The 14,250-nt window shown below is 37.7% G+C and carries 17 protein-coding genes; 15 read left to right on the top strand and 2 right to left on the bottom strand.

Going from position 1 to position 14,250, the window contains the following annotated elements:
* Positions 1-52 precede the first annotated feature (52 nt).
* From ABH968_RS01715 to mtnN, 12 genes are all read left to right on the top strand, one after another.
* Entirely contained in the window at positions 53-319 is a 267-nt protein-coding gene (locus tag ABH968_RS01715) for an IreB family regulatory phosphoprotein (protein ID WP_004226839.1), read from the top strand.
* A 2-nt stretch (positions 320-321) separates the two neighbouring features.
* Positions 322-738 (top strand): Holliday junction resolvase RuvX, encoded by a 417-nt coding sequence (ruvX, locus tag ABH968_RS01720; protein ID WP_370041981.1) that lies wholly within the window; start codon positions 322-324, stop codon positions 736-738.
* Positions 739-755: 17 nt separating this feature from the next.
* Positions 756-1,064, top strand: a complete 309-nt coding sequence (locus ABH968_RS01725) for a DUF1292 domain-containing protein (RefSeq protein WP_370041983.1) — start codon at positions 756-758, stop codon at positions 1,062-1,064.
* Between the two features lie 191 nt (positions 1,065-1,255).
* Positions 1,256-1,783: a DUF1292 domain-containing protein gene (locus tag ABH968_RS01730; RefSeq protein ID WP_370041985.1), complete on the top strand. Its 528-nt coding sequence runs from the start codon at positions 1,256-1,258 to the stop codon at positions 1,781-1,783.
* A gap of 379 nt (positions 1,784-2,162) precedes the next feature.
* Positions 2,163-3,290, top strand: coding sequence for an endolytic transglycosylase MltG (gene mltG, locus ABH968_RS01735; RefSeq protein ID WP_370041987.1), 1,128 nt, complete (start codon positions 2,163-2,165; stop codon positions 3,288-3,290).
* Between the two features lie 587 nt (positions 3,291-3,877).
* Positions 3,878-4,510: an O-methyltransferase gene (locus tag ABH968_RS01740; RefSeq protein WP_370041989.1), complete on the top strand. Its 633-nt coding sequence runs from the start codon at positions 3,878-3,880 to the stop codon at positions 4,508-4,510.
* Positions 4,511-4,515: 5 nt separating this feature from the next.
* Positions 4,516-5,448 (top strand): peptidase U32 family protein, encoded by a 933-nt coding sequence (locus ABH968_RS01745; RefSeq protein WP_370041991.1) that lies wholly within the window; start codon positions 4,516-4,518, stop codon positions 5,446-5,448.
* A 14-nt stretch (positions 5,449-5,462) separates the two neighbouring features.
* Positions 5,463-6,743, top strand: a complete 1,281-nt coding sequence (locus ABH968_RS01750; protein WP_370041993.1) for a peptidase U32 family protein — start codon at positions 5,463-5,465, stop codon at positions 6,741-6,743.
* A complete protein-coding gene (gene udk, locus ABH968_RS01755; protein WP_370041995.1) occupies positions 6,743-7,381 on the top strand; it encodes a uridine kinase in 639 nt (212 codons plus the stop codon). The genes ABH968_RS01750 and udk overlap by 1 nt, the downstream gene beginning before the upstream one ends.
* 187 nt (positions 7,382-7,568) lie before the next feature.
* Complete coding sequence (greA, locus tag ABH968_RS01760; protein WP_049667741.1) at positions 7,569-8,057, top strand: transcription elongation factor GreA; 489 nt, start codon at positions 7,569-7,571, stop codon at positions 8,055-8,057.
* A 322-nt stretch (positions 8,058-8,379) separates the two neighbouring features.
* A complete protein-coding gene (locus ABH968_RS01765) occupies positions 8,380-9,036 on the top strand; it encodes a YrrS family protein (protein ID WP_370041997.1) in 657 nt (218 codons plus the stop codon).
* Between the two features lie 62 nt (positions 9,037-9,098).
* Positions 9,099-9,791, top strand: coding sequence for a 5'-methylthioadenosine/S-adenosylhomocysteine nucleosidase (mtnN, locus tag ABH968_RS01770; protein ID WP_370041999.1), 693 nt, complete (start codon positions 9,099-9,101; stop codon positions 9,789-9,791).
* A gap of 577 nt (positions 9,792-10,368) precedes the next feature.
* Here the strand turns inward: mtnN and sigK are convergent.
* Both sigK and pssA read right to left on the bottom strand, forming a co-directional pair.
* Positions 10,369-11,076, bottom strand: coding sequence for an RNA polymerase sporulation sigma factor SigK (sigK, locus tag ABH968_RS01775; RefSeq protein WP_370042001.1), 708 nt, complete (start codon positions 11,074-11,076; stop codon positions 10,369-10,371).
* An 87-nt stretch (positions 11,077-11,163) separates the two neighbouring features.
* The gene (pssA, locus tag ABH968_RS01780; protein WP_370042175.1) at positions 11,164-11,664 is read right to left on the bottom strand and encodes a CDP-diacylglycerol--serine O-phosphatidyltransferase; all 501 of its coding nucleotides are present in this window, start codon (positions 11,662-11,664) and stop codon (positions 11,164-11,166) included.
* A gap of 136 nt (positions 11,665-11,800) precedes the next feature.
* On the opposite strand from pssA, the gene ABH968_RS01785 reads away from it, so the two are divergent.
* The 3 genes from ABH968_RS01785 to yqeH are packed head-to-tail and all read left to right on the top strand — an operon-like array spanning position 11,801 to position 14,241.
* Positions 11,801-12,583 carry a phosphatidylserine decarboxylase gene (locus ABH968_RS01785; RefSeq protein WP_370042002.1) on the top strand — a complete coding sequence of 261 codons (783 nt, stop codon included), beginning with the start codon at positions 11,801-11,803 and terminating at the stop codon, positions 12,581-12,583.
* Between the two features lie 36 nt (positions 12,584-12,619).
* Positions 12,620-13,141 (top strand): YqeG family HAD IIIA-type phosphatase, encoded by a 522-nt coding sequence (locus ABH968_RS01790; protein ID WP_370042004.1) that lies wholly within the window; start codon positions 12,620-12,622, stop codon positions 13,139-13,141.
* On the top strand, positions 13,138-14,241 hold the full coding sequence (gene yqeH, locus ABH968_RS01795; protein WP_370042006.1) for a ribosome biogenesis GTPase YqeH: 1,104 nt from the start codon (positions 13,138-13,140) through the stop codon (positions 14,239-14,241). The genes ABH968_RS01790 and yqeH overlap by 4 nt, the downstream gene beginning before the upstream one ends.
* Positions 14,242-14,250: the final 9 nt, after the last annotated feature.

Here is a 14,250-nt window from a genome sequence, read left to right on the forward strand (position 1 = left end):
TTGGAGATGAGCTTTTGCACATCTCCTTATTTCTGAAAGCGAGGTGCTGGTCATGAGTTCATTTGATCAAACTATGAAATTTAATTTTCCAGAAGAATCAATGGAACAGGAAGTCAAGCAGGTAATGTTGAAAGTACATTCTTCATTAGAGGAAAAGGGATATAACCCTATCAATCAGATTGTCGGTTATTTACTTTCTGGTGATCCGGCGTATATTCCTCGCCATCAGGATGCTCGTAATTTAATTCGCAAGCTTGAGCGTGACGAAATTCTAGAAGAGCTTGTTAAGTTTTATATTAAAAAGAACAACGAGGACTAGAAATGAGAATTATGGGATTAGACGTTGGGTCAAAAACCGTTGGCGTTGCTATTAGTGATGCTTTAGGGTGGACGGCCCAAGGTATTGAAACCGTAAAAATTGATGAAGCTAACGGCGAGTTCGGCATTGACCGTATAGCCGAGCTAGTGAAGGAGTATGCTATAACAGAATTTGTTGTAGGATACCCGAAAAACATGAATAATACGGTGGGACCGCGTGGTGAGGCTTCTGAAAACTATAAAAAGCTTTTAGAAGATACATTTTCACTACCGGTCAAGCTTTGGGATGAGCGTTTAACTACGATGGCTGCTGAGCGTTTGCTAATCGAAGCAGACGTGAGTCGCAAAAAGCGTAAGCAAGTCATTGATAAAATGGCTGCTGTGATGATTTTACAAGGCTACTTGGATAGCAAAAATTAATTGATGAGGTGACAAGCATGGCACACGAACATAACCATGAAGAAGAACTACATGTACAACACATTACAGTGATTGACGAGAACGGAAATGAACAGCTTTGTGAAGTAATTCACGTTCATGAATCAGCTGAATTTGGCAAATCATACGTATTTTACTCTATGGTAGGCGCAGAAGAAGATGAGGATGGTTCTGTAGAAATCTTCGTATCTTCATTCGTTCCATCTGAAAATGGTGAAGATGGTGAATTAACACCTATCGAAACTGAAGCAGAGTGGGATATGGTAGAAGACGTATTAAACGCTTTAGAGGATGAAAACGAGGACTAATCATCGTTCTTTATAAGTGTGGAACAAGGATGGCAAACAAGCACTCCTTGTTCCTTTTTTACTTTAGGAAGAATGAAGCTATGAGGTTGTAAGACGAGTCTATGTTGAGATAGTTTCAGTGTCACCGGAAGATATTGAATATTTAAGGACTCGCTTCAAAATTTGAACCATAGTTAAAAGGAGGACATTGAATGAACGAGGAAACGCAAGAATTTCTTATAGTTGGAGAAAATGGCAAGGAGCAAAAGTGTCGTGTTGTCTTCACCTTCGATGCGGAGGAAAAATCATATGTATTGTTTTCGTTAATCGACGAAGAGGGCAATGAAATTCCTGGAGACATTTCTGCTATGACATTTGATTATGATGATAACAATGGAGAAATGACAAATCTACAGCCTGTTGAAACAGATGCAGAATGGGAAATGATTAATGAGGTAGTCCTGACACTTCTAGACGAATTTGAAGAAGAGTCGCAACTGTTTACAATAACAGATGAGAATGGGGCAGATCAGGTATGTGAGGTTATTCATACATTTTCATCTGAACAATTTGGCAAATCCTATGTACTATATGTTCTGGCAACGGACGAGCCAATAGAGGAACGAGATATTTTTGCTGCACAATACGTATCGGGAAATGACGGAACGATTGATGATTTATTACCGATTGAAACAGATGAAGAATGGGCATTTGTTGAAGATGTGCTAAATGAATTGTAATTAGAACTCTGAGTGGTAAAATGCTACTCAGAGTTCTTTCTATTTCAGTTGTTATGTCAAGTCGAATTATATTGAATGTAAGCGTTGGTACTTAAAGTTGAAAATAGTATATTAAAAATTGTATTTCTAGTAACTTCAGATGAGGCTGTCAAAGCCATAAAACTGTCTGTTTTTGTGTCAGTTTGTTGACAAAACCTGTGAAAATCAACTTTGATTTATTTTATTCATTCTTTTGTCACAAGCTATTTTTTAACTTCTTTCCGATTCCGGACGCAATTACAGGCATAATTGATATGATCTATTTCTACTGAATTATCTATTTCTGTTTGTCGTGATAGTTGATTTCTAGTATGATAATGGAGTGATAGGGGGGAAACCCGTGAATAACGGTTCAAAAAAACAAGAAATGTTTTCAAAAATGCAAGAAAGAAAATCTGAGGTAAAAATTGTGAGAAAAATCGTTGCAATTGTTGCAATTGCTTTAGTTCTAATAGTAGGGATTGTCGGTTTACTTGGCTATAATTATGTGAATAGTGCTTTAAAACCAGTGGATCCAGATGCGACTAAAACAATAGCAGTTGAAGTGCCAATTGGCTCAACTTTAAGCTCTATTTCAACTCTACTAGAGGAAAAAGGGATTATTAAAGATGCTCGTGTTTTTAAATACTATGCTAAATTTAAAAATGAATCCCAGTTCCAAGCAGGAAACTATGGTTTAACACAAGCAATGACATTGGATGAGCTAATCGAAAGTTTAAAAACCGGGAAGGTCTACCGTAAGCCAGTCTTTACAATGACTATTCCTGAAGGTTTAACACTTGAACAAATTGGTAATGTTGTGGAAAAGAAAACGCCGTACACTCAAAAGGAATTTATGGACTTAGTAACAAGCGATGCGTTTGTACAACAAATGAAGGCTAAATACCCTGAGCTTGTAACGGATGCGGTTTTAGCAGATAATATCCGATATGATTTAGAGGGCTATTTATTCCCTGCAACTTATTCTTATTTTGAAGAAAAACCATCATTGGAATCGATTGTAGACGAAATGGTAGGAGCAATGGACAAGGTTGTGAAAAATTACAACGATGTTTTAACTGAAAAGAAAATGTCAGCACATCAATTATTAACATTTGCTTCATTACTGGAAAGAGAAGCTACTGCCCAAACAGATCGAGAAACGATTGCGAGCGTATTCTATAATCGTATCGATCAAGGGATGCCACTACAAACAGATCCAACTGTTTTATATGCACTTGGTTCCCATAAAGATCGTGTACTATATAAAGATTTAGAAGTAGATAATGCCTATAATACTTACAAAAATAAAGGCTTACCACCAGGTCCTATTGCGGGTGCTGGAAAAACTTCAATTGAAGCAGTGCTTAATCCAAGTAAAACGGACTATCTCTACTTCTTAGCGGATCAAAAAGGTGTCAACCACTTCTCAAAAACGTACGATGAACATTTACAGAAAGTAGATAAATATATAAAAAAAGCAGAGTAAGTACTTTAAATAGCAAAAATAAATAGCAATAATGTGGATAGAAGGAAAGAAAAATAGCTTTCCTTCTATTTTCATGCTATTATAAATTGTGATTTTTAATCGATCCGCATGGAGAAAATTCAATCTGTCCGTTAATGCGGAATAATATACGTGGTGGCAATTGTTTTGAGCTTATAAAAACAATTGCTCATTTTTGTATGACGAAGTACCAAGACATCACGTTTGGTCTTTTTCTTTTTGTTGCTAAATGATGAAGTACAGACAACGAGTATTGCTCGTTGCCTTTTAACTTCTTTCAGCGGGTGTCCAAACATCAGCTGAAAGAAGTTAAAGCCTCCGGCGGATGTCACGGAATCGGAAAGGAGTTCTTTGAGGATGTTAGCCTAAAATCATCGCATCCATGCGATAACGGCTAACTGACCTGCATCATGTTGTTGCTGCCGCTACGTTAGCACTGCGCTTTCGCACAAAAAACATCTGCTGCTGACGCTTCGCTTTCGCGCAAAAAACATCTGCAGGCCTAAGCACAAAGCTGATTCCGGACACAATTATGCCGAGGCATAATTGATATGAGGGTGAACTAAAAAATGGAATTATCAGATGCATATATACAATCATTTATCCAACCACGTAATGAATTGCTTTTAGAAATGGAAGCATTTGCGGAGGAGAATCATGTACCGATTATGCAACTTTCAGGCATTGATGCACTAAATCAACTGCTACGTATTCAAAATCCGTCGAAAATTTTAGAGATTGGTACAGCAATTGGTTATTCTGCAATAAGGATGGCAGAGGCTTTACCAAATGTGCATATCGTTACAATCGAGCGTGATATAGAGCGTGTTACGAGAGCAAAGGCTTATATTGAACGTTCCACAGTATCAGATCGTATTACGGTCATTGAAGGTGACGCCTTAGAGGTGAATGATGAAGCAATTCAAACGGCCTTCGATGCTGTTTTTATCGATGCTGCAAAGGGACAATATCAACGCTTTTTTGAAAAGTATGCACCTCTTGTAAAATCTGGCGGAGTTCTGTATATCGATAATATGTATATGCATGGCTTATCAGATTTGGATTTAAAAGATGTACCGCGTCGCAAGCGTACAATGATTCGCAATTTGAAAAACTTTACCGAATGGATTATGCAGCACCCTGATTACACAAGTGCATTTTTACCAGTTGGTGATGGTTTATTATTATGTTTGAAGAGGTGACTATTATGAAAAAACCTGAATTGCTTGTTACACCGCAATCAGTGGACCATGTTAAAGCACTTTTACAGGCTGGAGCAGATGCTTTTGTCATTGGTGAACAACAATTTGGTCTGCGCCTAGCAGGAGAATTTTCTGTTAGTGAAGTGGAAGAAGCTACACAGCTAATTCATGCAGCGGGTAAAAAGGTTTATGTTGCGGTAAATGCGCTATTCCATAATGAAAAATTGGATGCGCTTGCCGAATATTTAAAAGAAATGCAACGTATTGGTGTTGACCGTTTAATTTATGGTGATCCAGCAGTATTAATCATCCGTCGTGAGCAAGGTGTAACAATACCGCTACACTGGAATCCAGAAACAACTGCAACGAACTGGTTTACTGCAAATTATTGGGGGAAACGCGGTGCAACTCGCGCAGTGCTTTCACGTGAACTTTCTTTAGATGAAGTGCTAGAAATTAAAGAAAATACAGAATTAGAGATTGAGGTTCAAGTACATGGAATGACATGTATGTTCCAATCAAAACGTCCATTACTAGGCCATTATTTCTTATATCAAGATAAAGTAATGGAAATTGAAAATCGTAAGGAAAATCGCAATATGTTCCTTCATGATGATGAACGTAATAATAAATATCCAATTTATGAGGACGCTAACGGTACTCATATTTTCAGTCCAAACGATATGTGTATTATTGATGAGCTTGGCGAATTATTCGAAGGTGGCATTGATGCATTGAAAATTGAGGGTGTTCTTCAAACGCCAGAATATGTGGTCACAGTAACAGAAGCTTATCGTCAAGCAATTGACACATATTTTGACGAATCAGAAGATGCTTATGAAGATATTAAAGATGATTTATTAGTTAAAATTGAAGAAATTCAGCCTACCATCAGACCTCTTGATACTGGCTTTATCTTCAAGGAAACAGTTTACTAGGAGGTGGCAAGAACATGGCATTAGTATTAGAGCAAAATGACAAAATCCGTGAGATTGTAGACGGTAAACGTGTCATTACAAAAAAACCAGAGCTACTTGCCCCTGCAGGTAGTTTAGAAAAATTAAAAGTAGCAGTACATTATGGAGCGGATGCTGTATTTATCGGTGGACGAGAGTTCGGTCTACGTTCAAACGCAGATAACTTCTCAATTGAAGAAATGCGCGAAGGTGTTGAATTCGCCAATAAATACGGTGCAAAAATATATGTTACGACAAATATTTTCGCCCACAATGAAAATATGGACGGCTTAGAGCAGTATTTAAAGGATATTGAATCTGCAGGTGTTACAGGCATTATTGTAGCGGACCCATTAATCATTGAAACATGCCGTACAGCTGCACCTAAGCTTGAAATTCACCTTTCTACACAGCAATCTTTATCGAACTGGAAGGCCGTACAGTATTGGAAAGAAGAAGGCTTACATCGTGTAGTATTAGCACGTGAAGTTGGCGGCGAAGAAATGAAGCTGATGAAAGAAAAAGTCGATATTGAAATTGAGGCTTTCGTTCATGGAGCAATGTGTATCGCCTATTCTGGTCGCTGTGTACTTTCAAATCATATGACTGCTCGTGACTCTAACCGTGGTGGTTGCTGTCAATCTTGTCGCTGGGACTATGATTTATATGAGTTAGAGGATGGCGAAGAAAAGGCGCTTTTCGATGATAATCACGCACCTTTTGCGATGAGTCCGAAAGACTTAAAGCTGATTGAAGCAATACCACATATGATTGAGCTTGGTATTGATTCATTAAAAGTAGAAGGTCGCATGAAATCAATTCACTATGTTGCTACAGTTGTTACAGTGTACCGCAAAGTGATTGACGCTTATTGTGCTGACCCTGAAAATTTCAAAATTAAACGTGAATGGCTCGAGGAACTAGACAAATGTGCTAACCGTGATACTGCTGAAGCATTCTTCCATGATGCCCCTGGCCACGAGGAGCAAATGTTTGGTGTACATGGCCGTAAAACGACTTATGAGTTTGCTGGTTTAATTTTAGAGCATGACCCAGAAACGAAAATGGTTACAATGCAACAACGTAACTATTTTAAACCTGGCGATGAGGTAGAGTTCTTTGGACCAGAAATCGAAAATTTCCGTTTTACAATGGGTGAAATTTGGGATGAGGATGGCAATAGCTTAGATGCCGCACGTCATCCACTACAAATTGTTAAATTTAAATGCGATACACCATTAAATCCGCATAACATGATGCGAAAGGAGAATAATTAATGGCAGCGAAGCGTCCAGTCGTCATCGGAATCGCTGGTGGCTCATGCTCGGGAAAAACGAGTGTGACCCGTGCTATTTATGATGTTTTCCGTGACCATTCAGTAGTTGTAATTGAACAAGATTTTTATTATAAAGATCAAAGTCATTTAACATTTGAGGAGCGTTTAGGTACAAACTATGACCATCCGTTAGCGTTTGATAATGATTTGTTAATTGAGCACATAAAAAGATTATTAGTCCGTCAACCAATCGAAAAGCCTGTGTATGATTATGTGCAGCATACAAGAGCAAAAGAGATAATTCATGTTGAGCCTGTAGATGTTATTATACTAGAAGGTATTTTAGTGTTAGAAGATGCAGATTTACGTGATTTAATGGATATTAAATTATTTGTAGATACGGACTCAGACTTACGTATTATTCGTCGTATAATGCGTGATATAAAAGAGCGTGGACGTACAACAGATTCGGTAATCGAACAATACTTATCGGCAGTACGTCCAATGCACAATCTATTTATTGAGCCGACGAAACGTTATGCTGATATTATTATTCCTGAAGGTGGGGATAATGAGGTTGCGATTGATTTATTGGTAACGAAGATTAAAACTATCCTTGAAACCGACAACGTATTGTAATAAGATAGAGTGGTATTGACAATATTTACATGCATATCTGTACATATTTCAGAAAGGCATGCATACTATTAGGTCAAAGAGTAATTTGAAACCGTTTAAAAATAATAAAATTCGATTAAGTGAATCCTACTAGGCCCTTAATCGAGTTTTATGTTTTTCTATTGACGAAAACAAGGAGTGAAGAACTTTGGCAAACGAAAAACAGTACCCAATGACAGCTGAAGGTAAAAGAAAATTAGAAGAAGAATTAGTGAAATTAGAAACGGAAACACGTAAGGAAATCGTAGAACGTATTAAAATCGCTCGTGATTTCGGGGATCTTTCTGAAAATGCTGAGTATGACTCTGCAAAAGAAGAACAAGCCTTTTTAGAAGGTCGAATTTCTACATTAAAATCAATGATTCGTAACGCAGTTATTATTTCTGAGGATGAAACAGACAACAGTGTAGTATCACTAGGGAAAACGGTTACATTTGTAGAAGTTATTAATGGGAAACCATCAACAGATGAGGAATCGTATACAATTGTTGGATCGGCTGAGGCAGATCCAATGGAGTTCCGTATTTCAAATGAATCACCAATTGCTAAAGGCTTGCTAGGTCGTGCTGAAGGCGAAGAGGTAGTCGTACAAACACCTGGTGGTGAAATGAAAGTTAAAATTATTTCAATAAAATAATTTTTGTACAAGCAGTTAGCTTATCTTTTGAAAGGAGAGCTAGCTGCTTTTATCTTCATTTAGCAGAATGTTTTTTGTAACGTAAGTGCAGCGTCAGTTACAAATGTTATTTTAGAGCAATGTTTACTGCGCGAAAACGAAGCGATAGTAACAACAACAATTACGCTAAGGAGAAATAAATCTTGATTCTATTATCTAGGTGAGTGTAAAAACTCATTGGAAAATACGTCGAGATATTTCTCTATGAAAAAATATATGAGCACAATTATTTTGCAAGTACTGTTGAACTTGATAGAATATTGGCTAGAGAGGGGGAGACTTCATGAGTGAAAAACAAACTCGAAGCAGTCGTCATTTGCAGCCATCTCGTAATAAAAAGCTAGATAAACTATTGAATGTTTTAATTGGTATTGTCGTGATATTAATTATTATAACAGCAACATATGTGTTTAAATGGCAGGATGATGCAGGAAAAGCTGAGAAAGGCGAGCCAATACAGGAGCAGAAGAACGATAAAGAAAATGTGAAGGAAGAGCCTTCTAAAGAGCAAAATAACGATGATGTTACAGCTCAAGAGGAAAAACCTACAAAGGAAGAGCCTACAGAAGGAACCCAAACATCTGAACAGGACGCTACTACTGAAAGTACTTCAGATAACCCAATTGTTGACAAGGTCATAACAAATAAAAATTGGGAGCCTACACCTACAACACAAACAGGTCAGCATGTGTCTTCTTACGATGATAAATCAGTAGACTGGGCTGAAAAGGTAGCAGCAGTTACAGCCGTTACAGGTATCGAAAAGGATAAAATGATTATTTGGCGTATGGGAAATAACGGTGGCGCTAATTCGGCTATTGCTACAGTTTCAACGAATGATAAGACAAAAATGTATCGCGTTAGCATGGAATGGGTCGACAACGAAGGCTGGCTACCAGTAAAACTTGAGCAACTAAATACATTAAATGGCGCCTATTGACGAAAATAACTCGTTTGTTTATTTTTTAATAGAGTTGAATAAAGAAGGGAAGTAACATAGATATGAAAATTGCAGTAATCGGCGCAATGGAAGAGGAAGTAGAGCTTTTACGAGCTTCATTAGATCAGGCAAAAAGCACAACAATTGCAGGCAGTGAATATACAACAGGAACTTATAAAGGGAAAAAGGTAGTTTTATTAAAAAGTGGTATTGGTAAAGTGAATGCTGCAATGTCAACTACTATTCTATTACATGAATTCAAGCCTGATGTAGTCATTAATACGGGCTCTGCTGGAGGCTATGATGAAACTCTTGAAGTAGGCGCAGTCGTTATTTCAGATGAAGTCCGTCACCATGATGTAGATGTAACGATTTTCGGTTATGAAATGGGTCAGATGGCTGGTATGCCAGCAGCTTATAAATCAGATGAAAAACTTATGAAAGTGGCTGAAGAGGCAGTAGAGGCTGTTGGGGAGCACCAATATGGTATTGGTTTAATTTGCTCGGGTGATGCATTTATGAATGATCCTGTTCGTGTAGAAGCTGTCCGTCGTCATTTCCCACAAATGAAGGCAGTGGAGATGGAAGCAGCAGCTGTTGCACAAGTATGCTATCAATTTGGTACTCCGTTTGTTGTTATTCGTGCTTTATCAGATATTGCTGGAAAAGAATCGAATATTAGCTTCGATGAGTTTTTACCAGTAGCTGCAAAGCATTCAACACAAATAGTACTAAAAGCTATCGAATCGTTATAAATAATCAGTGGGGTTTTTTTCATCCCCACTGATTATTCGTTTTCACCAATCTGCGGGATAAACTACACAAAATAGTCAAAATGAGCACCTTTTAGTGTGAGAAAAATCACAGTTTAAAAGTCTCGCAAATGCTAAACTGTTGTTAATAAATCTCTTCATATTTAGATGGGAGGCATTCATAATGCTATTTTTAACAGCAGGTGTAGTCATTATTACGATGTTACTCGGTACACTTATTTCAGTAGAACTTTCAGAATCTGTTGAAATTCATTAAGAGAAAAAGCTCTCTTGCGACATTTAATGACGCAAGGGAGCTTTTTTAGCTTAATTATTTATGCTAACTTCTAAGGATGGGCTAATTACCGAAAAGTTCGGTATGATATTTGTTAAAACGTTCCCTATAAGTTGATTGGAGTGAAGGTTGGACGCTCAAAGGAAAACGCTCAGCCGGAACGGAAATCAACCCTACGTTATGATGATAAGCCTAAGGTACTTTTGTAACAAAAAATACAAGATTAATCACAGAATAATGCAATGGATTTATTGTAATTTTATAATTATCAATTTACAATATATTTTACTCAATAATCTTTTGATCTCGTTTATATAACTGATAGAGTTTAATAAGTGCTCGCTTTTCAATGCGAGATACATAACTACGAGAAATACTTAAACGTGCAGCGATTTCCTTTTGTGTGAGTGCATCCTGCTGGTTAAGACCATAGCGAAGTGTAACGATTTCGAGCTCACGTTCGTCGAGCATATGCAAATAATGATATAGTTGTGCAACATGCTCTTTATGTTCAAGTTTTTCTGTTGCACTCTCTTCATCGCATTGTAAGAGATCTCGGATTTGTAGGGCATTACCATCTTTATCTGTACCGATTGGCTCAAATAAGCTAACATCTTTTTGCACTTTTTTCTGTGTACGCAGATGCATTAAAATTTCATTTTCGATACAGCGGGCGGCATAAGTGGCAAGACGGGTCTTTTTGTCAGGAGTATAACTTTCTACAGCTTTCATAAGACCAATAGTACCGATGGAAATATAATCATCAAGTTGTTCATGCTTTGGGTGGAATTTCTTCACAACATGTGCGACAAGTCTCATATTACGTTCAATTAGGTCAAGACGCGCTTGCTCATCACCGCCTAAAAATCGTTCAATACAAGCAGCTTCCTCTTCTTTTGAAAAGGGTTTATGGAATGTTTGCCCCTTTAAATAGCCAAGTAACGCTGGGATCTCAAGCCATAACTGCAACATAGATGTAAAAATTCCGCTCATTGAATGATTTCATCCTTTCCCCATTTTTCGACAGTATATGTTCTGAAACTGTGTTAAATGAAAAAAAGTGCAACAGCAAATGCGCTGTTACACTTTTTTTAACGTGATTGTACTAATCATTAGTAATGCTAGTATTGGGAATAGGAAAAGATAAAATGCCGGGTGGAACGTATTAGATGCAAAATACGTTAAAGTTAAGATCGTACCTGCCGCTGTAATTGGTAACCCTGTAAAGTAGCCGTTTGCTTCACTAATATTGAAGCGAGCTAATCTCATCGCACCGCAGACGATATACAGTACTGTCATCGTCATGCCGACAAAACCAAAGTCGACTAAGACAACTTTATACATTAATAATGCAGGCGCCACACCAAATGATATAATATCACTCATAGAATCTAATTGTTTACCTAAATCAGACACTTGTCCGAGAGCTCTAGCAACCTTTCCGTCATAGCGATCGAGAAGGGCTGCGATAAAGATAAACAAGACACTGTAGCTATAGTATTCGTGTAGTGTAGCCATTATGGCCGCGCCGCCGAAGGACATATTACTGATTGTGATAAAGTTTGCTGCTTGCGATTTCATTTTCTTAACCGTGGTATCCACCAACTTGTGATAAAAAAACAAGGGGGATCACTCCTTTGCACTTAAGATATTTTACCATTATACTTCGAATGCGAAAAAATTGACAGTCTAAATTAATCGATAGGGGTTTTGTTTTATGAAAGAAAAACTATATCAACGCTTGATTGAATTAACAAACGGCAAGCAATCCTCCCATATTTTGCAATCTATTGCAAAAGCAAAGTGGAGTAAACGTATTATTCCAAGTTACATGAAGGTTTACGACATTAATCTTGAAGATGTCTCAAAAAAACAACAACATTTTTCAAGTTTACATGATTTTTTTACAAGGGAGCTTTTAGAACATGCACGTCCAATTGAACAAAATTCCTCTACCTATGTAAGTCCAGTGGATGCGAAAGTGGAATCATTTGGACGTATCGAATGGGATATGACGTTTCTTGTAAAGGGTAAGCCTTATGCTTTACAAGATTTACTTAGCAATGCAGAACGTGCTTCACAATATGCAGATGGACATTATATCGTGTTTTACTTGAGTCCTGCAGATTATCACCGTATTCATAGCCCGATTGATGGGGAAGTGCTAAGACAATATACACTTGGTCAAAAATCCTATCCTGTTAATCAGCTCGGTCTTACATACGGTAAAAAACCAATTTCACACAATTATCGTTCAGTAACGGAGCTGAAAGTGGCGAATAATCAGCAGGTAGCATTTATTAAAGTTGGTGCTACCTTTGTAAACTCTATCGTGCTTACTAATACAACAACGCAGTGGCGTAAAGGTGAAGAAGTCGGATATTTTTCATTCGGCTCAACAGTAGTTATGCTGTTTGAAAAGGGTGCAATAGAATTTACGGAAAATGTTGTACAAGGAAGCCCAATTCGAATGGGTGAAGCCTTTGCAAATATGCTATAATGGTCGAATAATACGTTTAGATTAGGGGTCGCTATTTTGTATAATTTTTTATTACCAGATGAATTTGTCACGAGTATTTATGAAATTACACCGGAAAAGCTTCAAGACTTAGGCATTAAAGGTATTATTACGGATTTAGATAATACGCTTGTGGAATGGGACCGTGCAGATGCAACGGAAGAGCTTATTATTTGGCTTCGCATTATGAAAGAATCAGGCATTCGGGTTATTATTGCGTCGAATAACAAAGAAGCACGTGTAAAGCAATTTGCTGAGCCATTAGATATTCCTTATATTCATAAGGCGAGAAAGCCACTTCGTAATGCCTTTTATAGTGCGATTATTCAATTAGGGTTACGACCACAGGAAGTAGTAATGGTAGGAGACCAACTACTAACAGATGTAATGGGCGCAAATCGCTTAGGCTTGCATACGGTACTAGTAAAACCAGTTGCACAATCAGATGGGCTCGTAACAAAATTCAATCGATTTATTGAACGTCGTGTGTTCAATAATTTGAAACGAAAAGGAATCACTACTTGGGAGGAAAAAGAATGAACGAAATGCCAAATTGTATTGGCTGTGGTACAACAATTCAAACAGAAGATAAAACAGCAGTTGGGTATGCACCCCCATCATCATTAGAAAAAGACGTGGTCATTTGCCAACGTTGCTTCCGTTTGAAAAATTATAATGAAATTCAACCAGTTTCATTAACAGATGACGACTTTTTACGCATATTAAACGGTCTTGGAACACAGCAAGGCTTAATCGTAAAAATTGTTGATATATTTGACTTCAATGGGAGCTGGTTACCAGGACTTCACCGTTTCGTTGGTAATAATCCTGTGTTATTAATCGCGAATAAAGCCGATCTATTACCGAAATCTGTGAAACCGAAAAAAGTGATTAATTGGCTAAAACGTGAAGCAAAGGCTCTTGGTCTACAACCTGTCGATGTACTTTTAGTGAGTGCCCATAAAGGAAAAGGAATGGCTGAAGCTATGGAAGCCATTGATGAATACCGTAATGGACAAAATGTTTACGTTGTAGGTTGTACAAATGTTGGGAAATCCACGTTCATTAATCGCATTATCAAGCAGGCTACTGGTGAAGGTGAGGTTATTACAACTTCTCATTTCCCAGGTACTACTTTAGATATGATTGAAATTCCATTAGATGATGGTAGTGCATTATATGATACACCAGGGATTATTAATCATCATCAGATGGCACACCATATTGACGCTAGCGAATTAAAATATATTATGCCTAAAAAAGAAATAAAGCCAAAAGTATTTCAACAAAATGCAGGACAAACGCTATTTATCGGTGCTCTTGCTCGTTTTGACTTTATTCAAGGAGATCGTTCGGCATTTACGGTACACGTGGCAAATGACTTACCAATACACCGTACAAAGCTTGAAAAGGCAGATGCATTGTATGCAGAGCATAAGGGTGAATTGCTTGCACCTCCAACGGCCGAATTTATAGAACAGGTACCGCCATTAGTGCGTCATGAGTTCTCTATCAAAGAAGCGAAAACAGACGTTGTATTCTCTGGTCTTGGATGGATTACAGTGCAACATGCCAATGTTGTTGTAGCCGCTTATGCACCAAAGGGGGTACAAGTTTCAATTCGCCCATCACTAATTTAGGATGTACAG

It is taken from the genome of Lysinibacillus sp. RC79 (assembly GCF_041262405.1).
Taxonomy (GTDB): Bacteria; Bacillota; Bacilli; order Bacillales_A; family Planococcaceae; genus Lysinibacillus.